The 18696-nt window shown below is 67.2% G+C and carries 22 protein-coding genes; 7 read left to right on the top strand and 15 right to left on the bottom strand.

Annotated elements, in window-relative coordinates; translation table 11 throughout:
- Nucleotides 1–409 precede the first annotated feature (409 nt).
- The 4 genes from V7060_RS13805 to V7060_RS13790 all read right to left on the bottom strand — a co-directional run bounded on the left by V7060_RS13805 (nt 410) and on the right by V7060_RS13790 (nt 4652).
- On the bottom strand, nt 410–1390 hold the full coding sequence (locus V7060_RS13805; protein WP_334179831.1) for an LLM class flavin-dependent oxidoreductase: 981 nt from the start codon (nt 1388–1390) through the stop codon (nt 410–412).
- A gap of 84 nt (nt 1391–1474) precedes the next feature.
- The gene (locus V7060_RS13800) at nt 1475–2146 is read right to left on the bottom strand and encodes a glutathione S-transferase (RefSeq protein ID WP_334179830.1); all 672 of its coding nucleotides are present in this window, start codon (nt 2144–2146) and stop codon (nt 1475–1477) included.
- A 191-nt stretch (nt 2147–2337) separates the two neighbouring features.
- Complete coding sequence (locus V7060_RS13795) at nt 2338–3897, bottom strand: protein adenylyltransferase SelO family protein (RefSeq protein WP_334179876.1); 1560 nt, start codon at nt 3895–3897, stop codon at nt 2338–2340.
- A gap of 5 nt (nt 3898–3902) precedes the next feature.
- The gene (locus V7060_RS13790) at nt 3903–4652 is read right to left on the bottom strand and encodes a sulfurtransferase (protein ID WP_334179829.1); all 750 of its coding nucleotides are present in this window, start codon (nt 4650–4652) and stop codon (nt 3903–3905) included.
- 86 nt (nt 4653–4738) lie between these two features.
- Between V7060_RS13790 and V7060_RS13785 the strand changes: the two genes are divergently transcribed.
- From V7060_RS13785 to V7060_RS13775, 3 genes are read left to right on the top strand one after another with little or no spacing between them, the layout of a single operon-like run.
- Nucleotides 4739–5101 carry a metalloregulator ArsR/SmtB family transcription factor gene (locus V7060_RS13785; RefSeq protein ID WP_334179828.1) on the top strand — a complete coding sequence of 121 codons (363 nt, stop codon included), beginning with the start codon at nt 4739–4741 and terminating at the stop codon, nt 5099–5101.
- Complete coding sequence (locus tag V7060_RS13780) at nt 5098–5550, top strand: SRPBCC family protein (protein ID WP_334179827.1); 453 nt, start codon at nt 5098–5100, stop codon at nt 5548–5550. Before V7060_RS13785 ends, V7060_RS13780 begins: the two co-directional genes overlap by 4 nt.
- Before the next feature lie 29 nt (nt 5551–5579).
- Nucleotides 5580–6140 carry an SRPBCC family protein gene (locus V7060_RS13775; protein WP_334179826.1) on the top strand — a complete coding sequence of 187 codons (561 nt, stop codon included), beginning with the start codon at nt 5580–5582 and terminating at the stop codon, nt 6138–6140.
- A gap of 3 nt (nt 6141–6143) precedes the next feature.
- Here V7060_RS13775 and V7060_RS13770 read toward each other — a convergent pair whose 3' ends face one another.
- The gene (locus tag V7060_RS13770) at nt 6144–6506 is read right to left on the bottom strand and encodes a DUF6164 family protein (RefSeq protein ID WP_334179825.1); all 363 of its coding nucleotides are present in this window, start codon (nt 6504–6506) and stop codon (nt 6144–6146) included.
- Nucleotides 6507–6593: 87 nt separating this feature from the next.
- On the opposite strand from V7060_RS13770, the gene V7060_RS13765 reads away from it, so the two are divergent.
- Nucleotides 6594–7028 carry an FKBP-type peptidyl-prolyl cis-trans isomerase gene (locus V7060_RS13765; RefSeq protein ID WP_334179824.1) on the top strand — a complete coding sequence of 145 codons (435 nt, stop codon included), beginning with the start codon at nt 6594–6596 and terminating at the stop codon, nt 7026–7028.
- 142 nt (nt 7029–7170) lie between these two features.
- Here the strand turns inward: V7060_RS13765 and V7060_RS13760 are convergent, their stop codons facing one another.
- A complete protein-coding gene (locus tag V7060_RS13760) occupies nt 7171–8700 on the bottom strand; it encodes a serine hydrolase (protein WP_334179875.1) in 1530 nt (509 codons plus the stop codon).
- A gap of 172 nt (nt 8701–8872) precedes the next feature.
- Here V7060_RS13760 and V7060_RS13755 point away from each other — a divergent pair, with 172 nt between their 5' ends.
- Nucleotides 8873–10129, top strand: a complete 1257-nt coding sequence (locus tag V7060_RS13755; RefSeq protein WP_334179823.1) for a TIGR03862 family flavoprotein — start codon at nt 8873–8875, stop codon at nt 10127–10129.
- A gap of 178 nt (nt 10130–10307) precedes the next feature.
- Here the strand turns inward: V7060_RS13755 and V7060_RS13750 are convergent, their stop codons facing one another.
- Genes V7060_RS13750 through V7060_RS13740 form a run of 3 tightly spaced genes read right to left on the bottom strand, consistent with a single transcriptional unit; the run spans nt 10308 to nt 11561 of the window.
- Nucleotides 10308–10520 (bottom strand): hypothetical protein, encoded by a 213-nt coding sequence (locus V7060_RS13750; protein WP_334179822.1) that lies wholly within the window; start codon nt 10518–10520, stop codon nt 10308–10310.
- A gap of 3 nt (nt 10521–10523) precedes the next feature.
- Entirely contained in the window at nt 10524–10868 is a 345-nt protein-coding gene (locus V7060_RS13745; protein WP_334179821.1) for a RidA family protein, read from the bottom strand.
- A gap of 30 nt (nt 10869–10898) precedes the next feature.
- On the bottom strand, nt 10899–11561 hold the full coding sequence (locus V7060_RS13740; RefSeq protein WP_334179820.1) for a DUF998 domain-containing protein: 663 nt from the start codon (nt 11559–11561) through the stop codon (nt 10899–10901).
- Nucleotides 11562–11737: 176 nt separating this feature from the next.
- Here V7060_RS13740 and V7060_RS13735 point away from each other — a divergent pair, with 176 nt between their 5' ends.
- The gene (locus tag V7060_RS13735; protein WP_334179819.1) at nt 11738–12820 is read left to right on the top strand and encodes a diguanylate cyclase; all 1083 of its coding nucleotides are present in this window, start codon (nt 11738–11740) and stop codon (nt 12818–12820) included.
- Between the two features lie 10 nt (nt 12821–12830).
- Here V7060_RS13735 and V7060_RS13730 read toward each other — a convergent pair whose 3' ends face one another.
- From V7060_RS13730 to trxC, 5 genes are all read right to left on the bottom strand, one after another.
- Nucleotides 12831–14714 carry a GGDEF domain-containing protein gene (locus V7060_RS13730; RefSeq protein WP_334179818.1) on the bottom strand — a complete coding sequence of 628 codons (1884 nt, stop codon included), beginning with the start codon at nt 14712–14714 and terminating at the stop codon, nt 12831–12833.
- Nucleotides 14659–14934, bottom strand: a complete 276-nt coding sequence (locus tag V7060_RS13725) for a hypothetical protein (RefSeq protein WP_334179817.1) — start codon at nt 14932–14934, stop codon at nt 14659–14661. The genes V7060_RS13730 and V7060_RS13725 overlap by 56 nt, the downstream gene beginning before the upstream one ends.
- Nucleotides 14935–15105: 171 nt before the next feature.
- A complete protein-coding gene (locus V7060_RS13720) occupies nt 15106–15897 on the bottom strand; it encodes an SAM-dependent methyltransferase (RefSeq protein ID WP_334179816.1) in 792 nt (263 codons plus the stop codon).
- Nucleotides 15898–15939: 42 nt separating this feature from the next.
- On the bottom strand, nt 15940–16437 hold the full coding sequence (locus V7060_RS13715; protein WP_334179815.1) for a GNAT family N-acetyltransferase: 498 nt from the start codon (nt 16435–16437) through the stop codon (nt 15940–15942).
- Nucleotides 16438–16462: 25 nt separating this feature from the next.
- Complete coding sequence (gene trxC, locus V7060_RS13710) at nt 16463–16903, bottom strand: thioredoxin TrxC (RefSeq protein WP_334179814.1); 441 nt, start codon at nt 16901–16903, stop codon at nt 16463–16465.
- 89 nt (nt 16904–16992) lie between these two features.
- Between trxC and V7060_RS13705 the strand changes: the two genes are divergently transcribed.
- Nucleotides 16993–18078, top strand: a complete 1086-nt coding sequence (locus V7060_RS13705) for a tetratricopeptide repeat protein (protein WP_334179813.1) — start codon at nt 16993–16995, stop codon at nt 18076–18078.
- A gap of 9 nt (nt 18079–18087) precedes the next feature.
- Here the strand turns inward: V7060_RS13705 and thpR are convergent, their stop codons facing one another.
- Nucleotides 18088–18678, bottom strand: a complete 591-nt coding sequence (gene thpR, locus V7060_RS13700; protein ID WP_334179812.1) for an RNA 2',3'-cyclic phosphodiesterase — start codon at nt 18676–18678, stop codon at nt 18088–18090.
- Between the last annotated feature and the right edge of the window lie 18 nt (nt 18679–18696).

Here is an 18696-nt window from a genome sequence, read left to right as displayed (position 1 = left end):
CACCACTCCCACGTTGATCGGCCACGTAGCGTGCGCCATACGCACGACCGCACAAATGCGCGTCACCCCCGTCGTGCGCATAGCGCACGCTACGACACCGCCTCCGCAACGCTCTCGCGCGAGCGCAAGCACCCGGCGCGACCGAAGACATCGCCGCGCGCACCACTCCCACGTTGATCGGCCACGTAGCGTGCGCCATGCGCACGACCGCACAAATGCGTGTCGCCCCCGTCGTGCGCATGGCGCACGCTACGACACCGCCTCCGCAACGCTCTCGCGCGAGCGCAGGCACCCGGCGCGACCGAAGACATCGCCGCACGCACCATTCCCACGTTGATCGGCCACGTAGCGTGCGCCATGCGCACGACCGCAGAGATGCGCGCCACCCCCATCGTGCGCGTGGCGCACGCTACGACATCACCTCGGCGGCAATCTCGAACGAGCGCAGGCGCTTGGCGTGGTCGAAGATGTTGGCGGTCAGCATCAGTTCGTCAGGGCGATGCCGCTCGATGAACGCTGCGATGCCCTTGCGCACGGTATCGTGGTTGCCAATGACCGCGCAGGCCAGCGCCTGCTCCACGCCGGCCTTCTCGTGCGGCTCCCAGAACATCTCGATGTCGTCGATGGGCGGCGGCACCAGGCCTGCGCGACCGCGACGCAGGTTGACGAAGGCCTGCTGCTGGGTGGTGAACAGATGGCGGGCTTCCTCGTCGGTCTCGGCCGCGACGACGTTCAACGCCAGCATCGCGTGCGGCTTGGCCAACCGCTTCGACGGACGGAAGTCGCGGTGGTACAGCAGCAGAGCCTGGTCCATCGCGTCGGGGGCGAAGTGCGAGGCGAACGCGTACGGCAGGCCGAGCGCGGCCGACAGCTGCGCACCGAACAGGCTGGAGCCCAGCAGCCAGACCGGCACGTCGAGTCCGGCGCCCGGTACGGCGCGTACGGCCTGGCCTTCCTGCACCGGCTCGAAGTAGCGCAGCACCTCCTGCACGTCCTGCGGGAACTGCTCGGCGCTGTCGAAGTAGCGGCGCAGCGCGCGTGCCGTGGCCTGATCGGTCCCCGGCGCGCGGCCCAGTCCCAGATCGATGCGGCCCGGATACAGCGATGCCAGTGTGCCGAACTGTTCGGCCACCTGCAGTGGCGAGTGGTTCGGCAGCATGATGCCGCCGGCACCGACGCGGATCGTCGACGTCGCGCCCGCGACATGACCGATCAGCACCGCGGTCGCCGCGCTGGCGATGCCCGGCATGTTGTGGTGCTCGGCCAGCCAGTAACGCGTGTAACCCCAGCGCTCGGCATGCTGCGCGAGATCGCGCATGTGGACGAAGGCCTGCGTGGTGTCGCTGCCTTCGCAGACGGGCGCGAGGTCGAGGAGCGAATACGGAATCATGGGGGCACCTGCGTTGACGATGTCATCGTCATGGGGTCGCGGCGGCCGGGATTCCACCGTGCGTCACGGGACGCTGTATCCCGCTCAGCCCATCAGGTCGAACGGACCACCCTGCTCCAGCGCGCGCTGGTAGGCGGGACGCGCATGGATGCGGGCCAGGAAGCCGCCCAGGTTCGGATAGGACTCCAACCCCGCTCGCACCGCAGCCGCTTCCACCGGAAAGCTCATCTGGATATCGGCCGCGCTGAATTGCTCGCCGGCGAACCAGGCGGCCTTGCCGAGTTCGCGCTCCATGTAGTCCAGATGCAACTTCACCTGCGGACCGATGAAGGTCTTCATGGCCTTGTCGGCGATGCCGCGCGCGATCGGGCGTGCGAAGAACGGCATCGGCGCTTTCTTCAATCGCGAGAACACCAGGCTCAACAGCATCGGCGGCATCGCCGAGCCTTCGGCGTAGTGCAGCCAGTAGCGGTAGCGCAGGTGTTCCGTGGTCCCCGGCGATGGCGCGAACCGGCGCGCGGCGTCGTAACGTTCCACCAGATACTCGAGGACCGCGCCGGATTCGGCCAGCACATGCTCGCCGTCCACCACGACCGGCGACTTGCCGAGCGGGTGCACCTTCTTCAGTTCCGGTGGCGCCAGCATCGTCTTCGGGTCGCGCTGGTAGCGCACCACCGTGTAGTCCAGGCCCAGTTCCTCCAGCAGCCACAGCACGCGCTGCGAACGGGAATTGTTGAGGTGGTGGACGGTGATCATGGGGACGCTCCGCAGTAATACCGCATGCTACCGCGCCGCCTGCTGTTGTAGGAGCGACGTCAGTCGCGACCGCACGTTGTGGTGGCCTGATGCCCCCTTTTGTGGGCAAAGGATCCGATATGGTCAAAGTCCCATGAACGCCGTTGGCTTGCGGTCGCGACTAACGTCGCTCCTACAGAAAAGCCGCTCCGCTAGGAGCTGCACGACAGCATCGAGCAGCCGGCGCGCTGCCGCGCCCAGTCGGGGCGCCGCTGGGCGAAACGCTCGCGACCGGGCTGGTCGTCGTACGGCCGGCGCATGACATCCAGCAGTTCGTGGATGCCGGAAACGTCACCGGCTTCGGCCGCATCGATGGCTTGCTGCGCCAGGTAGTTGCGCAGCACGAAACGCGGATTGGACAGGCGCATGCGCTCGCGGCGTGTCGCGGCATCAAGCGCGTCTTCCGACCGGCGACCTGCATAGGCGGCCAGCCAGTCGTGCAGCGCGGGCGTGACGGCGTCGCGCTTCGCCTGGTCGTAGAACGCGTCGTCGAAGGCCGACAGCGACGCGTCCGCCAGATCAGCATCCATCAGCGCGCGGAAGAACAGCGTCATGTCGACTTCGCCCTCGTGCAGCAGGCCGTGAAGCGTCTCCATGCGTTCGATGTCGCCGTCACGGCACTCTGCCAGTCCCAGTTTGTGCGCGATGGTGTCGCGGTCGGCCTGCGCGTAGGCATCGGCGAAGCGTTGCAGGCCATCCTGCAGGGCCTCCACTCCCTCGAACAGCGGCGACAGCGCCTGCGCGAGGCGGCTCAGGTTCCAGCCCGCCACGCGCGGCTGCCAGCCGAAGCGGTAACGCCGGCCGTGCGCATCGGTGGTGTTCGGCGTCCAGTCCGGATCGTAGTTGTCGATCCAGCCATAGGGGCCGTAGTCGATGGTCAGGCCCAGCACCGACATGTTGTCGGTATTCATCACGCCATGGACGAAGCCCACGCGCATCCAGTGCGCCACCATCGCCGCGGTGCGCTCGCAGACCTCGGCGAACCAGGCGGCGTACAACGCCTCGCCGTCGCCCGGCAGATGCGCGAAGTCGCGCCGGATGGTGAAGTCGACCAGCGTGCGCAGCAGGTCCGTCTCGCCGCGCGACGCCGGCAACTGGTAGTGACCGAAGCGCAGGAACGATGGCGCCACGCGGCAGACGACCGCACCCGGCTCGGGCGCCGGATGACCGTCGTAGAGCATGTCGCGCACGACGTGCTCGCCCGTACCCACCAGGCTCAAGGCGCGCGTCGTCGGCACGCCCAGGTGGTGCATGGCCTCGCTGCACAGGAATTCGCGGATCGAGGACCGCAACACCGCACGTCCGTCGGCGGTGCGCGAGTACGGGGTAGGTCCGGCGCCCTTGAGCTGCAGTTCCCAGCGCTCACCGGTCGCGTTGACGACCTCGCCCAGCGTGATGGCACGGCCGTCGCCGAGCTGCCCGGCCCAGTTGCCGAACTGGTGGCCACCGTAGTTGCCGGCGTACGGCTGCATGCCGGGCAGCAAGACGTTGCCACCGAAGACCTGCGCGAAGGCGGGAGATGCGACATCGGCGTCGTCCAGCCCCAGCAGCGCGGCGACGTCGCGCGAATACGCAAGCAGCCGCGGCGCGGCGACCGGCGTCGGCGCGACCGCCGACCACAGCGCATCCCGCACTTCGCGACGACGGTATCCCTGCTCCGGATCGCCCGGCAGTTCGCGGATGAGGCGGTTGTCGAAGCGCAGGGCGTCCAGGCCGCTCATGCGGCGTCCGCGGCCTCGTCCACCAGCGGACTCAGGTCGGGACGCAGCGCCACGCGTTCGTCGAACACGAAGCAGGCGCCGTCGTAGCCGAACCCGCCGACCTGCTCGAAGTAACCGAGGATGCCGTCGTCCAGCTGCAGCACGTTGTCCATGCCGTCGGCCTGCATCCACAGCGCGGCCTTCTCGCAGCGGATGCCGCCGGTGCAGAAGCTGACCACGGTGGCGTCCTTCAGGTCGTCGCGGTGCGGTGCCAGCGCGGCCGGCAGATCGGTGAACTTGTCGATCGGCAGGGTCAGCGCACCGGCAAAGGTGCCGTATCCGATTTCCTGCGCGTTGCGCGTGTCCAGCATCACCACGCGGCGGCCGGTGTCGTCATGGCCCTGCGCCAGCCAGCGGGCCAGCGTGCGCGGTTCGACGGCGGGCGCACGCACATCCTCCGGCGTGGTGCCGGGGCGACGGAAGCTGATGATCTCCGGCTTGACCTTGACCTTCAGCCGCGCGAAGGGGATTTGCAGGCTGCGGCTGTACTTCACCCGCAGCCCGGCGAAGCGTGCGTCTTCGCGCAACGGCGCGAGAAAGGATTCGATCGCATCGGCCGCACCGGCCAGGAACAGGTTCAATCCCTCGCTTGCCACCAATATCGATCCGCGCAGCGACAGCGCGTCGGCTCGAGCGTGCAACCCGGTGGCGAATTCGTCAGGCGCGTCGATGGCTGCGAAATGGTAGGCGGCGATATTGGTGACCATGTGGCGATTTTACCGTCCGTCGGCCCGCACCCCTTCATTCAACCAGACGGTTGACAGTCGCCAGCGCGTCGCGAATACTCAACCACATGGTTGAACATGACTCTCCCCACCTCGACGCCGTCTTCCACGCCCTCGCCGACGGCACCCGCCGGCGCATGTTGCGCAGCCTGCGCGGGCAGCCCCGCAGCGTCGGCGAGCTGGCCGCCCCCTTCCAGATTTCGCTGGCCGCCGCCTCCAAGCACATCAAGGTGCTTGAGCGCGCGGGCCTGGTGACGCGGCAGATACAGGGCCGCACGCACCTGTGCCACCTGCAGCCACAGGCACTGGCCGAAGGCGAGGCCTGGCTGCGCCAGTACGAGCAGTTCTGGACCGCTCGCCTCGATGCCCTCGATGCCGTCCTGCAGGCCGATCCACCGATTCCCGCATCCCGAACCAGGACACCGCGATGACGCATTCCCCTGCATCCGACACGGTCGATGTCACCGTGCACCGCGCCTTTGCCGCGTCCGCCGAGCGTGTTTTCGACGCCTGGCTGACGCCACGCCTGCTGGGCCAATGGATGTTCGGCCCGGACATCCGCGACGAGAAGCTGCTGCGCCTGGACGTGGACCCGCGCGTCGGCGGCCGCTTCTCGATGCTGGTCGAACGCGACGGCGAGCGCATCGACCACGTCGGCGAATACCTCGTCATCGAGCGACCCCACCGGCTGTCCTTCACCTGGACCATCGCCGGCGAAGCCGACCAGGACGGCAGCCGCGTGGATATCGCGATCACGCCTGCTTCCGCCGGCTGCGAGCTGCGCCTGACCCACACCCTGCCGCGCGCATGGGCCGACTACGCCGACCGCACGCAACAAGGCTGGAGCACGATGCTCGACGCCCTGCACGCGGTGTTCTGAGCGTCCATCACCCTTCACAGGAGTCCGCCATGAACGACATCAACACCGCTTTCGGCACGCAGGTCGCCCCCGGCACGCTGCGCCTGCAACGCTCGCTGCCCGGCCCCATCGAACGTGTCTGGCATTACCTGACCGACAGCGAGGCCCGCAGCCTCTGGCTGGCGTCCGGGCCAATGGACTTGCGCGTCGGCGGCGACGTACAGCTGGAGTTCCACAACGACGACCTGTCGGACCATCGCGTCCCCACCCCGGAACGCTATCGCACCGAGGACGGCTGCCATCGCCAGTCGGGCCAGGTCACGGCCTGCGAGCCACCGCGCCTGCTCGCGCATACCTGGGGGGAGGCCGATGGTGCCTCGTCCGAGGTCCGTTTCGACCTCGAACCCCTGGGCGATCGCGTGCTGCTGACGATCACCCACAGCCGCCTGCCCGACCGCGACGCGCTGCTCAGCGTATCCGCCGGCTGGCACGCGCATGTCGGCATCCTGCTCGACCAGTTGGAAGGCCGCGCGCCGGGGAATTTCTGGGTGGCGCACGAAGCGCTGGAACCCGCCTATGCGGAACGGCTGCCGCGCGAAGCGGCGGCCTGAGCGTCAGAGCAGCAGCCAGGGCAAGGCCAGCGTCAGCACGATGATCGCGACCATCGCCACCAGCATGCCGATGACATAGCCCGGCCTCGCCTGCAGCAACCCCATGAATGTTTCCGCTCGCCCTTCCTGCTCGTCCGCGGCCTGGCTCGCTCGCGCCTGGTCGCGTCGGCTCGTCTGGTAAGCGGACATCAGGGTCTTGGCGCGCACCAGTTGATCCGCGTCCTCGATCCACAGTCCGCCTGCGGAGATGCCCCACGGACTGGGCTGGGTCTCGTAGAAGTCGATCGCGTTCGTGCGCAGCAGCTCGCGTACCTCGTCGGCTTCGTCACCGGGCACGTTGCGCAGGTTGAGGAAAAGTTTCGCCATGGCGGCAGTGTACCCGGTACGTCCAGGCGGCCCGTTGCGCCGACTGGGTTACCCTGCACGCCTTTCGCCTGCCGGATGAATCCCTCGATGCGTTCCCTGTTGCTTGCCGTTTCGCTGACCCTGCTCGCCGCCTGCACGCCCCCTGGTCCACCCCCCGGAGGCAGCGTCGCCGAACTGGAGCGCATCGACACGCTCGCCGGCACCGGCACCGTGGCCACCAGCGGCAGCGACGTCAGCGTGCACTACACCGGCTGGCTGTACGACGAGAACGCCCCGCAGCAGCGCGGCATGAAGTTCGACAGCTCCGTCGATCGCGGCACCCCCTTCACCTTCCTGCTCGGCGCCGGCAAGGTCATCCGCGGCTGGGACGACGGCGTGGCCGGCATGAAGGTCGGCGGCAAGCGCACGCTGAAGATCCCCGCCTACCTCGGCTATGGCAGCAACGGCGCCGGTGGTGTCATCCCACCAAACGCATCGCTGGTGTTCGACGTGGAGCTGATCGATGTCAAGCCGCACGAGTGAGGTTGTACGGTCTGTAGGAGCGACGTAAGTCGCGACCGCACGGCCTGATCACCAAGGACCATATCCGTGTGTGATGTTCGAGGTTTGCTGGCTCTTCTTTCTCGCGGTCGCGACTTACGTCGCTCCTACAGAGGCGCCACCGCTACTCCACCGGCGCCAGCCGCAGGTCGTGGAAGTCGAAGCTGAAGTCGGTCAGCGGCGAGATCGCTTCCATCCGTGCTTCGCGGACACCGCCATCCGGCTTCAGCGAGTACGTCAGGAAGGCATCCGCGTTGAGCCAGCGTTCGCGCCAGCGCACCACGAAGGTGTCGTGCTGCCATGGCTGCAGGTCGCCGACGAGTTCCGGCGTGCGGCTGAAGCGCAGCACCAGGCCTTCGCCCTCCTTCGCCACCACCACGTCGCCATACCACGGATCGCGCAGCGTGCCAGCGTATTCCGCCAATGGCAGCGACGGCTTCGCATCCGCGTCGCGTGCGGCCTGCAATTTCCGCCAGTGGCCGTCGGCGTTGTCCTTGGACTGCGCCACCTGCGCCTGATAGGCGGCCAGCCAGTCGGTGCCGGTATTCGCCAGATAGCCGTCCAGCACCTTCATCGTCACCGCATTGAACGCCGCGCCGACTTCCTGGTTGGTCAGCACCACGATGCCGAGCTTCTGCTCGGGCACCAGCGTCACGCGCGAGACCATGCCCGGCCAGCCGCCGGTATGCCAGACCAGCTTGCGGCCCTGGAAATCGGACACCATCCAGCCCTCGCCGTAGCCGAGGAAGTTCGGCTTTGCTGCCTTCAGCGCGTCGACCTTCGGCTCGGCGATCGGGATCGGCGTGACCAGCGACCACATCGCCTGCTGGCGGGCCGGTGTGAACAACGCCTGTTCGCGGCCCTTGGCATCGCGGTAGGTGCCGCCGGCGAGCTGCGCGTTCATCCACTTCGCCATGTCGGTCACGCTGGCGTAGATGCCGCCTGCGCCGGCAACATTGCGCCAGGTCATCCGCGGTGCCGGTTGCAGCGTGGTGAAATCCGCCTTCGCATGGCCGGTGGCCACGTTGTCGCCTGGCTTCAGCGCATCGCTGTTGTAGCGCGTTTCGCGCATGCCCAGCGGCTGGAAGAAGCGCGTACGCAGGAACTGTTCGTACGGTTGCCCGCTGGCCTGTTCGACCACCAGCTGTGCCACGCCATAGAGGATGTTGTCGTAGGCGTAGCGCTCGCGGAAGCCGCCGCTCAACGGCACGTCGCGCAGGCGCTCGGCGACCTCGCGGTTGCTGTAGGTCGTGGTTGGCCAGTACAGCAGGTCGCCCGCGCCCAGGCCCAGGCCGCTGCGGTGGACCAACAGGTCGCGGATGCGCATCTCGCGGGTGACATACGGATCGGCCATGCGGAACCACGGCAGGTGATCGATGACGCGATCCTCCAGCGTCAGCTTGCCCTCGTCGGCCAGCATCGACAGCGACGCGGCAGTAAAGGCCTTGGTATTGGACGCAATGGCGAACATCGTGTGCGCATCGACCTGCGCGGCCTTGCCCATCTCGCGCTCGCCCCAGCCCTTGGCCAGCACCACCGCGCCGTCCTTGACCACGGCCACCGCGATGCCGGGCACATCGAAGGCCTCGCGGACGGATTCGACGTAGGCATCGATATCAGCCAGTGCGGGCGGCGGTGTCGCTTCCTTCGCCATGGCGCCGGTGGCGACCAGGCAAAGAAGCCAGAGCGCGCGACCGGTGGTCGCCTGCAGGTTCGAACGCATCGTGTATCCCGTGTCTTGAGTCCTGCGCGACGATACCGCATGCCACGCACGCACCGCGCCTGCCGGAAGCAGCGGGCGGTCACGGCATACTATGCGGATGCCTGTGCAACGCCCTGAAGATTCCGCGACCACGCCCACCATCGCCGTCATCGGCGGCGGCCCCGCCGGTTTGATGGCGGCCGAAACACTGCGTGCGGCAGGCCTGCAGGTGGACCTGTACGACGCCAAGGGCTCGGTGGGGCGCAAGTTCCTGATCGCCGGCAAGGGCGGCATGAACCTGACCCACTCCGATCCCTTCGATGTATTCGTCGCCCGCTACCACCCGCGGCAGCAGGAGGTTGCGTCGTGGCTACGCACCTTCGACGCCGATGCCCTGCGCGACTGGGCGCGCGGCCTGGGCGTGGAGACCTTCGTCGGCACTTCGGGTCGGGTGTTTCCCACGGACCTGAAAGCGGCCCCGCTGCTGCGGGGCTGGGTGCGGCGGCTGCGCGAACAGGGCGTGCGCTTCCATGTGCACCACCGATGGCACGGCTGGAGCGGCGACGGCGCGCTGCGTTTTGCGACGCTGGAGGGCGAGATCGTCGTACGGGCCGACGCCACGGTGCTCGCGATGGGCGGCGGCAGCTGGCCGGAACTGGGTTCGGATGGCGCATGGGTGGCTTCGCTCGAAGCCCAGGGTATCGGCGTCGCACCGCTGCAGCCGTCGAACTGCGGTTTCGATATCGACTGGAGCCAGCACCTGGCCAACCGCTTCGCAGGCGAACCGCTCAAGCCGGTCGTCGCGCACTGGCAGGACGCCAACGGCACCCTGCACCAGCGCCAGGGCGAGTGCGTCATCACCGCCACCGGTATCGAGGGCAGCCTGGTCTACGCCCTGTCGCCGATGCTGCGCGACGCCATCGCACGCGATGGCCGCGCCACGCTGGTGCTGGACCTGCTGCCCGGACGCGACGAAGCGGAACTCGTCCGCCGCCTCGCCAGGCCGCGCGGCTCGCGCAGCCTCAGCGAACACCTGCGCCGCGAGGCCGGCGTCGCCGGCGTGCGCGCCGCGCTGCTGTATGAAGTGCTGGACAAGGCCGTGCTCGCCGATCCGGCGCGGATCGCACGCACGCTGAAACGTTTTCCGTTCCTGTTGCAGCGTCCTCGTCCGATCGCAGAGGCGATCAGCAGCGCCGGCGGCGTACCGCTCGAAGCACTGGATGAGCGCCTGATGCTGCACGCCCTGCCCGGCGTGTTCGCCGCTGGCGAAATGCTCGACTGGGAAGCACCGACCGGCGGCTACCTGCTGACGGCGTGCTTCGCCAGCGGCCGCCGCGCCGCACGGGGCGTGATCGACTGGCTGGCGAATCGCAACACCTGACTGGTCGTCCGCAGGGGCCGCGGCGCGCACCCCGGGAAGAGCGCATGCCGCAGCGGCTGCGGAACGTGGAAGGCACGATACGCGACCGGTTGTTGACGTCCGGTTAGCGTTTCAAAGCAGTTTTATTACAGACAGTTACGGCCGGATATGCATGCTTGTCCTCACGCTGCATGCACCGTCATCCTGCTGCGTCGCCGGCGCCAGTTTTCGCGTCCGACGCACGTCGTGCCTTCGCCGCCACGTACATGTTGTCGACCAGATTGGGATAGCGCCGACCCGCAGCCGCGGCGCGCGCACGCGCTTCCTCCACCTGCGCCGGCGTCAGCTTCAGGGCGCCACCGCGACGCTTCGGCGCGGGCCGCTGCCAGGGGCCGGGGTTGCGCACCGGCACGCGTCAGACCGCAGCCGTGACCACGATCTCGATCAACCAGGCGGGTCGCGCGAGGTTCGCCTGTACGGTGGCGCGCGGCGGCGCGTTGCCTTCGGGCACCCACGCATCCCACACGCGGTTCATCGCCTCGAAGTCCTGCAGGTCCTTGATGAAGATCTCGGCGCGCAGGATCTTCGACTTGTCGGTGCCCGCACGGGCCAGCAGCGCATCGATCTCACCCAGCACCTGCTGCGTCTGCCCGGCGATGCCCTGCGTCGCGTCCTCTGCAATCTGCCCGGCCAGGTACACCACGCCGTTGTGGACGGCCATCTCGGACAGCCGCGGGCCTACGTCGAACCGCTGGATCATGGGGGTTTCCTCCGTTGTGAAGACTGCAGCTTAGCGCCGCGACGGCGTCGTCGCACCGGCTGCGGCGCGCCAAAGCCACGCACCTGCCAGCCACATGGCGATGACGATCAGCACGATCAGCAGTTTCTGCACCCAGCCACGGCCGGCCGGTGGCCACAGTGCGTGCGCCCAGAGCAGCGCATAGCACGTGACCGACCAGGCGGCGGCCAGCGGAAAACGGCGACGCCAGGCGTCATCCAGGCGGAAGCGCCACGCCTGCAGCAGCATGCCGGTGGTGACGCACAGGAACGCGGTGATCGCGCAGGTGTGGTGGAACCAGTGGTGGAAGTCCGGCGCCATTCCAGGCAGCCAGGAATCGCCGATCGCCACGCCCGCCAGCGCGACGGCGCCGAGGCAGAACAGCAGCAGCGGCGCCGCACTGCGCGCTTTCGCCGACAACTGCGCATACAGCCCGAACGCCAGCACCACGATGGTCGCGGCCAGCACGCAGTACGTGGTCCGCAACAGCAGCCCCCACGGTCCCAGCAGGTACTGGCTCAGCGTGGCCCGCTGCCAGTCCAGGTCGCCGCGCACCAGTTGCAGCGACCCCGCCACCACCAGGAACCCCGCTGCGCCGGCCATCGCCCCCAGCCCGGCCAGTCGGGGCGGCACGGGAGGAGACAGGTGATCGGCAGGAGAACGAGGATCGGACATCGGGGAATCGCGAATGAAAGACGCCGGATTATCGTCCAGCCGCTCAAGAATCCGCGTCCACGGCCGCTACGGCGGGCATGATTCCGCAGCGTGCCCGCCATCACGCTTTGGCCTACACTCCGCCTTCCCCCGGCGACCCCGGGGCTGGCCGCACGAGCAAGGGGACTCCAGCGCCAATGTCGTCCACCGCACCGCCCGGTATCGATCCGGAACGCCACACTCAACGCCTGCCGCGCCAGATCTACCGCCTGCGCATGCTCGGCATGGGTCTGGGGGCGCTGCCGATCGGCATGGTGCTGCTGGAGAACCAGGCCGGTGCGGGCCATTGGGTGTTCCTGTTCTTCACCACGGTGCTGTGGCCGCAGCTCGCCCTGTGGCTGGCGCTGCGCCATCCGGAGCCGTTCCGCGGCGAGATCCGCAACCTGCTGGTCGATTCGATCCTGGCCGGCATGTGGGTGCCGCTGATGGCCTTCAACCTGCTGCCCAGCGTGCTGCTGGTGACCCTGGCCACGGTGGACAAGATCAGTACGGGCATCGACCGGCTGTGGTACTGGTCGCTGCCGCTGATGGCCGCCGGTGCGGCGGCAGCCGGCATGGCGACCGGGTTCGAGGTGCAGGCGGTCACCAGCATGGCGGTGATGGTCGCGTGCCTGCCGATGCTGCTGATCCACACGATCGCCGTCAGCCAGGCCAGCTACCGCCTGGTGCGCAAGGTGAAGCGGCAGAACCGGCAGTTGGACGAGCTGAGCCGCCGCGACACGCTGACGGCGCTGGACAGCCGGCGGTACTGGCAGGAGCAGGCGGCACTGCTGCTGGATCAATGCGCGGCGACCGGCGAGCCAGCCACGCTGCTGATGATCGACATCGACCACTTCAAGAACATCAACGACCGTCACGGCCATGCGGCCGGCGACGACGTGCTGCGGGCGACGGCGGACGTGATCCGCCACAGCATCCGCGGCCATGACGCGGCCGGCAGGCTGGGGGGCGACGAGTTCGCGGTATTGCTGCGCGGCACCGACGTGGAGGCGGCCGGCATCGTGGCCCAGCGCATCCGCGAGGGCGTGCAGGCATTGCAGGTGGCCAGTGCGCCCGGCCTGCAGCCGACCGTGAGCCTGGGACTGGCGAAGACAACCGGCGCCGCCGGTTTGCGGGCGTGGCTGGAAGCCGCAGATCGCGCGCTCTATCGAGCGAAGAGCCGGGGCCGCAACCAGTTGGCGATCGACGACAGCCTGCGGCCCCTCGCCGATACGCCCTGACCCCGTGTTTTCAGGCGCCGAGATGCTCGGCGCGGTCGCGGTGCGGCATCTCCAGCACGTTGCTGGCGGCGCGGATGTTCTCCTGCTCGGCATCGTGTACGCAGACGCGGTTGCGGCCGTTGTGCTTGGCGCGGTAGAGCTGCTTGTCGGCATGCGAGAGCAGCTTTGCCAGGCTGTAGCCGGACTGCACGCTGGAGGTCACGCCGAAGCTGCCGGTGATGGCGAAGACGTGCCCGGTATCGCGGGTTTCGATCTGGGCCAGGCGCACGCGGCAGTCCTCTGCCACGCGGGCGGCGGCGCGCAGGTCGCAGCCGTACATCAGGATGGCGAACTCTTCACCGCCCAGGCGGCCCAGCACGTCGATGCGGCGGCAGAAGCCCTTGCTGGCCTCGGCCACTTCCTTCAGCGCCCAGTCGCCGGTGCCGTGGCCGAAGCGGTCGTTGATGTTCTTGAAGTGATCCAGGTCGAACATGATCAGCGAGGCCTGCTCGCCATTGCGCGCGCACTCGGCCAGCGCGCGCTCGGCGCGGATGGTGAAGTGGTGGCGGTTGCAGATGCCGGTCAGCGCATCGGTCTCGGCCATCTTCTTCAGCGACAGCTGCACGCGCTTGATCTTGAACGCCCAGTAGCCGATAGAGGCGACAAGCACGATCAACAGGATAACGAGCAGTTTGCTGTTGTCCGCCGTTGCCTTGTCCACCTTCCGCTGCAACTCGAGTACGGCGTTCTTCTGATCGAGCACACTGATTTGCTGAGTCTTCTGCAACGTTTCCTGACGGACGATCTGGTAGGCCAACTCGCGCGCATTGACATCGTTCAGGTAGGCCTTGTCAGCTTCCGCGAACTTGCGAAACTGAGTGAGGGCCAGCGCCTTGTTGCCCTTTCGTTCCGCGATTTCGTAAAGCGTCCGATAAGCTGCGACCAGGGGAACGGAGTATGGAATGTTCGCGGTCAAAGCAGCCGCGCGATTCGCGTGGTCCTCAGCCGCTTCGATGTCCTGCTCCTCCAAAAGGAACTGGGCCAGCAAGGAATGCACTTCGCCCACGAGGCGCGGATATCTAGTAGCCTCGATCTCTGCAAGATGCTCACGTAGCAGCGTGATCGCCCGCTTGCGATCCCCCTGGGCCGCCCACTTCTGCGCCAGCACCTGTCGCATGAAGTTGGCGGGCACAACTTCCTTGTTCGCAGAGCACTCGTCGATGATGTCGACAAGGGCTTTGTCCTCGTTGGGTATCTCACCCAGCTTGAGTTGCGCTTCGGATTTCAGGAAGCCTGCGAAGCAGCGGTCCCGGGGACTATCGCTTGCCGCGAGTACCTGCTCGGAGAACTGCAAAGCCAACTCATGCTGCCCAATCTGGTTGTAGAGCACGGCGGCGGACACCGCCGCATGGATCTTCAGATTGGGATCCTTCACCACCGGAAGCAGCAGCAGGGTTTGCTCGAGCTGCCTCAGCCCTTCAGTGAACTGGCGCGTACCCGCGTAGCTGTTGACGATGAGTGAGCCCGCCCTCACCTGCATGTCGACTGATGAGGTGGACCCCAACAATTTGGTAGCGGCCTCAATGGCCGCGTCGAATCGACCCGCGAATGCCAGCGCATAAGCATTGAGGTATGCAACCTGAGCTTGCTGATCGCCGGTGGCCTCGCTCTTTCTCGCGTTGACTTCACGAAGGACTTGACGAAACTCCACGGGATTCGCGCTGCGAACCTGCTCAGCCTGTTCCAGCAACCTGTCGAAGCCCAATTTCTGGGGTGCCGATACCGCAGACATCGAGCACGATAAAAAGAGCAGGGTGCACAGCAACCCTGCCCACGAACAACTCGGCATCATGCGTCGCTCAGGACGCCTGCTCTTCCTGTTCGTCGTCGCGCCCATCTCGGTCACCGTCTTCATCGCCATTCTCCTTAAACGGCTCGTTCTCGGGCGCGTAAATCACGCAAATCATCTGCACGCGCGCACCGAAAACGTCGTTGAGCGCATCGACATCTCCTTCAAGGATCGCCGTTCGCTCTTGATCCGTGACATTCACGTCACGAAAAAAAACCTCCAAGCCCTGCAGGCCCACTATCGGGGCCGCCCCCATACGCTCCAGTACCTGGATTACATTCGTCACGCGAGTATCCCCAAATTGCCTCTCGATTTCTTGCGACCGCCATCGGTTTCCGATGTGTGGTCTCCCCTGGGAGCTTCTTTGTCAGCGCCGGCCGAACCGGTACGAGTGCCCCTTGCAGCGGACGATACCCGCTTTCGTGACACGGAGCCACTCCGGGACCCCGAACCTCTGTTAGGCGCCGCTGGCTTGCAACGAAGCGAGCCGGTCGAGCATCGCGTGATTGCGCTCCAGCGGGCGGAAAGGCGGGATCACCAGTGTCGTGCTCAGTTCGAGGCGTACTCCGGGCAGGTCCGACAGAGGCATCCGCTCCATGCGTGGCTTGGCGATTGGCAGAGTTGCGGCCTCGTAAGCGATGACCTCGTGGTCTGACGGACACCCTTGCTCGGCCAGCAGTTCGATGAGGAGATTCCTGAACTGCGCGCCCGTCTCGAAGCGAGCCAGCGTACGGTCACCCGCTACGCCGATCTGCCACAGGATGAGGTAGGCCGACGGATCTATCCGGCGCTTGTAGAACATGAACTGGCTTGCCTCGTAGTGCTGGCAACCGAAGGTCCCCGGATCGATGCCAAGATCGGCATACAGGCAGTCTTCGGCGGATACCGCCGCCTCCATGACGGACTCATATCCCTCCTCGCGAGCCTGGGCCACCGCTCTGTGCGGTACGACCGCAAATACGCCTGGATGTCCGTAGAACGCTCCGCAGACGCGATGGCCTGCACGAACCTCCACCATCATGGCCGCGACCATCTCCCGGTACGTATCCGATCTCGGCTTGCCCTCGGTGTAATACGGCTGCAGGCTTCTCACGTCGTGATTCATGCCCTGCACCCAAAGCTCCACGAGGGCATCGGAAACCGCAACGAATACGACATCGGCCTCCTCGATATGGTTGCGTGCCCGTGGACCGATATGAGCACCCAGCATCATCCCGGTGCCCACACAGGCCAGACTTCCCTTCCTCATCTTGCCCCCTGTTTAATCGTTGCCAGACGCTCGCTGCCATTGTTAGCGCGTCCGTTCCCACCTTACGCCACCATCCAGATGACCTTCCAACGGAATGCGCTGGAAATCCAATTTCCGCATCAAGCCTTCGGCACCGCCATTCTCCGCCCGGTGGCGCGTGAAGACCGTCTCGCAACCGATGTGGTCGAAAGCGAACTGCATCAAACGGCGGATGATCTCGGTCGCGACACCGCCGTTATGCCACTCGGGCCAGATCAGGGCGCCGATTTCGTGCATCCCGTCCCGCGCCACGAGCGCCAGCAAGCCGATTTCCTGCCCCGTCGCCTTCTCGACGACAACCCAGGTCCGGTAATCGCTGCTTCCGCACCGGTTGAGCGACTCCACCTTGCTGAAGGCCTGGCTGGCCGACTCGGCATCCATCGGTTCGGTCACATGCCTCATCACCGCAGGATCGGTGTACAGCGCGACATAAAGCGCTGCATCCGCCGCAGTAAGCGGGCGGAGGTCGAAGCGTTCGGATTCCAGTGAGGGCAGATTCATGCCGGCATGCGGAGCTAAGACAGCATCAAGCGCAGACACCCCTCGCCCACCGCACGATCCCCTCCGCCTGCATCGCCCCGCTCTGCCGGGCGATCTCGCGGCCTCCCTGCAGCAGCACCATCGTCGGGATGCTGCGGATGCCGAAGCGGTTGCCGAGTCCAGGGCTGGCGTCCGTGTCCACCTTGGCCAGGCGCATCGCCGGCTCCAGCAGGCCCGCCGCACGCTCGAAGTGCGGCGCCATCTGCAGGCAAGGCCCGCACCACGGCGCCCAGAAGTCGACCAGCAGCGGCAAGGTACTGCGCAATGCGTGGCGATCGAAGTCCGCCTCGCCCAGCGCCAGTGGCAACCCGGTGAACAACGCCTGGTGGCAGCGTCCGCACTGCGGCGTCTCGGCCAGCCGTTCCACCGGCACGCGGTTCATCGCGGCGCAGTGGGGACAGGCGATCAGGTGGGCAACGAGGTCCATGCGCACATCCTACCGCCCGCAATGTGTCCATGCTGCATCGCCACAGCGCATAGACTGCGGGCATCGTCGCGCCGGGAGGCTCGCGCCCCATGATCGGCACCCTGATGGCCGCCGCGCTGGCCGTGGCCGGACTCGCGCCTGCGGTCGCCGCGCCCCCCGTTCCCGCCGCCCAGCCGCCCACGCCGGCCGAGGTCATGGCCCTGCCCGAACCCCTGCGCCGGGAATTCCACGCCAAGGTGCTGTCCACCCCGCGCGGGTCGAAGCAGCGCCTGCGGCGGATGGTCGAGTTCCTGTTCTCGCCCGACGACCTGGGCATGCGCTACGACATCGCGGCCAACCACACCGTGGCCGAGGCTTACGCCACCCGGCAGGCGAACTGCCTCAGCTTCACCCTGCTGGCCATCGCGCTGGCGCGCGAGGCCGGCCTGCAGGCCTACGGTCAGCAGATCGACGAGACCCTCGCCTGGCGACAGGAGCAGGACACGCTCTACCGCACCCACCACGTCAATGCCGGCGTGCGCATCCAGCGGCGCCAGCTGACCGTCGATGTCGCATGGGACCAGGTGATCGCGCGCAAGCCACCGCGCGAAATCAGCGACGCGCGCCTGCTGGTCCACTACTACAACAACCGCGCCGCCGACCTGCTGGAGGCCGGCCGGCTGGACGACGCCCTGCGCTACGCCAGCGTAGCGAAGGCGCTCGATCCCACCTACGCCGCGACCTGGAGCAACACTGGCGTCCTGCACCTGCGCCACGGCGATCCGGCGCTGGCCGAACAGCATTACCTGCATGCGCTGCAGCTGAATCCGCAGGATCCCGGCGCCCTGTCCAACCTGGCCGCGCATTACCAGCGCACCGGCAACGCCGCGGCCGCAGCGCGGCTGCAGACCCGCCTGCAGCGCGTGCAGGCGCTGGACCCGTTCCATCACTTCCTGTCGGGTGTCGCGCACGAGCGCGAGGGCGACTTCGAACGGGCCGTGCGCGACTACCGCCAGGCGATCAAGTTGTTCCCGGACGAACACCGCTTCCATTTCGGCCTGGCGCGCGCGTACTTCCAGATGGGCGACAACCGCCGCGCGGGCAAGGCGCTGGCACGCGCCGAACGCCTCAGCGAAGGCGGCAACCGCCAGCTCTACCACGCCAAGCTGGACGCCCTGCGCCGGCTGGCGCACTGACGGGGGAATTCACCCCAGCGGCCACTCGCCCAGCACGTCGTAGTCGGCCTCGCCCTCGATGCTCTGCAACAGATGCACGCCCTGCGGGTGCAGCACCACCGGCGGCACGTCCACCGGCGTGGTACGCGGCGGCACGTAGGCCAGGGTGAGGTGCGGAACGAAGCTGCGCCCCGCGTGCTGCTTGAAGCCTGCACGCAGCAGCCGCTGCTGCAGGTCGCGCCAGAACGCCACTACCGCAGGCGACGGATGCAGTGCCGCCAGCGTCAGCGCGGGGTTCTTCGGGTTGCCGAGGCACAGCAGGTGGTCGAGGGTGATGCCGACCGGTTCCGGCCGCCAATCCTGCATGGCTTCGCGCGCGGTGCGGATCATGTCATCACGCGGTCCGTCGCTCTCGCCCAGCAAATGCAGAGTCAGGTGGTAGCGCTCGGGACGCACCCAGCGGGCCTGCGGGTAGACGCCCTTCAGGTCCTCCGCGCGGTGCCGGAGTCCCTCGCGCTCGCCCGCCGAGGGCACCAGCGCGAAGAACAAACGATGCAGCCGGCCCGGCTGCGGGCCGCCGAACAGGTCGCCTTGCGAGGTGGACGCGGGGGTAGCGGGCATGACGCAAAACGCACGGGA

It is taken from the genome of Pseudoxanthomonas sp. (assembly GCF_036845285.1).
In the GTDB taxonomy this organism is placed as follows: domain Bacteria; phylum Pseudomonadota; class Gammaproteobacteria; order Xanthomonadales; family Xanthomonadaceae; genus Pseudoxanthomonas_A.
The sequence above is the reverse complement of the archived record's forward strand: the minus strand, read 5'-3'. Positions and strand labels throughout refer to the sequence as shown.

Excerpts from the sequence above, each read along its gene's own strand:
- V7060_RS13805 (WP_334179831.1), bottom strand. The coding sequence starts at position 1,390 with ATGATTCCGTATTCGCTCCTCGACCTCGCGCCCGTCTGCGAAGGCAGC.
- V7060_RS13800 (WP_334179830.1), bottom strand. The coding sequence starts at position 2,146 with ATGATCACCGTCCACCACCTCAACAATTCCCGTTCGCAGCGCGTGCTG.
- V7060_RS13790 (WP_334179829.1), bottom strand. The coding sequence starts at position 4,652 with ATGGTCACCAATATCGCCGCCTACCATTTCGCAGCCATCGACGCGCCT.
- V7060_RS13785 (WP_334179828.1), top strand. The coding sequence starts at position 4,739 with ATGGTTGAACATGACTCTCCCCACCTCGACGCCGTCTTCCACGCCCTC.
- V7060_RS13780 (WP_334179827.1), top strand. The coding sequence starts at position 5,098 with ATGACGCATTCCCCTGCATCCGACACGGTCGATGTCACCGTGCACCGC.
- V7060_RS13775 (WP_334179826.1), top strand. The coding sequence starts at position 5,580 with ATGAACGACATCAACACCGCTTTCGGCACGCAGGTCGCCCCCGGCACG.
- V7060_RS13770 (WP_334179825.1), bottom strand. The coding sequence starts at position 6,506 with ATGGCGAAACTTTTCCTCAACCTGCGCAACGTGCCCGGTGACGAAGCC.
- V7060_RS13765 (WP_334179824.1), top strand. The coding sequence starts at position 6,594 with ATGCGTTCCCTGTTGCTTGCCGTTTCGCTGACCCTGCTCGCCGCCTGC.
- V7060_RS13760 (WP_334179875.1), bottom strand. The coding sequence starts at position 8,700 with ATGGCGAAGGAAGCGACACCGCCGCCCGCACTGGCTGATATCGATGCC.
- V7060_RS13745 (WP_334179821.1), bottom strand. The coding sequence starts at position 10,868 with ATGATCCAGCGGTTCGACGTAGGCCCGCGGCTGTCCGAGATGGCCGTC.
- V7060_RS13740 (WP_334179820.1), bottom strand. The coding sequence starts at position 11,561 with ATGTCCGATCCTCGTTCTCCTGCCGATCACCTGTCTCCTCCCGTGCCG.
- V7060_RS13735 (WP_334179819.1), top strand. The coding sequence starts at position 11,738 with ATGTCGTCCACCGCACCGCCCGGTATCGATCCGGAACGCCACACTCAA.
- V7060_RS13730 (WP_334179818.1), bottom strand. The coding sequence starts at position 14,714 with ATGAAGACGGTGACCGAGATGGGCGCGACGACGAACAGGAAGAGCAGG.
- V7060_RS13720 (WP_334179816.1), bottom strand. The coding sequence starts at position 15,897 with ATGAGGAAGGGAAGTCTGGCCTGTGTGGGCACCGGGATGATGCTGGGT.
- V7060_RS13715 (WP_334179815.1), bottom strand. The coding sequence starts at position 16,437 with ATGAATCTGCCCTCACTGGAATCCGAACGCTTCGACCTCCGCCCGCTT.
- trxC (WP_334179814.1), bottom strand. The coding sequence starts at position 16,903 with ATGGACCTCGTTGCCCACCTGATCGCCTGTCCCCACTGCGCCGCGATG.
- V7060_RS13705 (WP_334179813.1), top strand. The coding sequence starts at position 16,993 with ATGATCGGCACCCTGATGGCCGCCGCGCTGGCCGTGGCCGGACTCGCG.
- thpR (WP_334179812.1), bottom strand. The coding sequence starts at position 18,678 with ATGCCCGCTACCCCCGCGTCCACCTCGCAAGGCGACCTGTTCGGCGGC.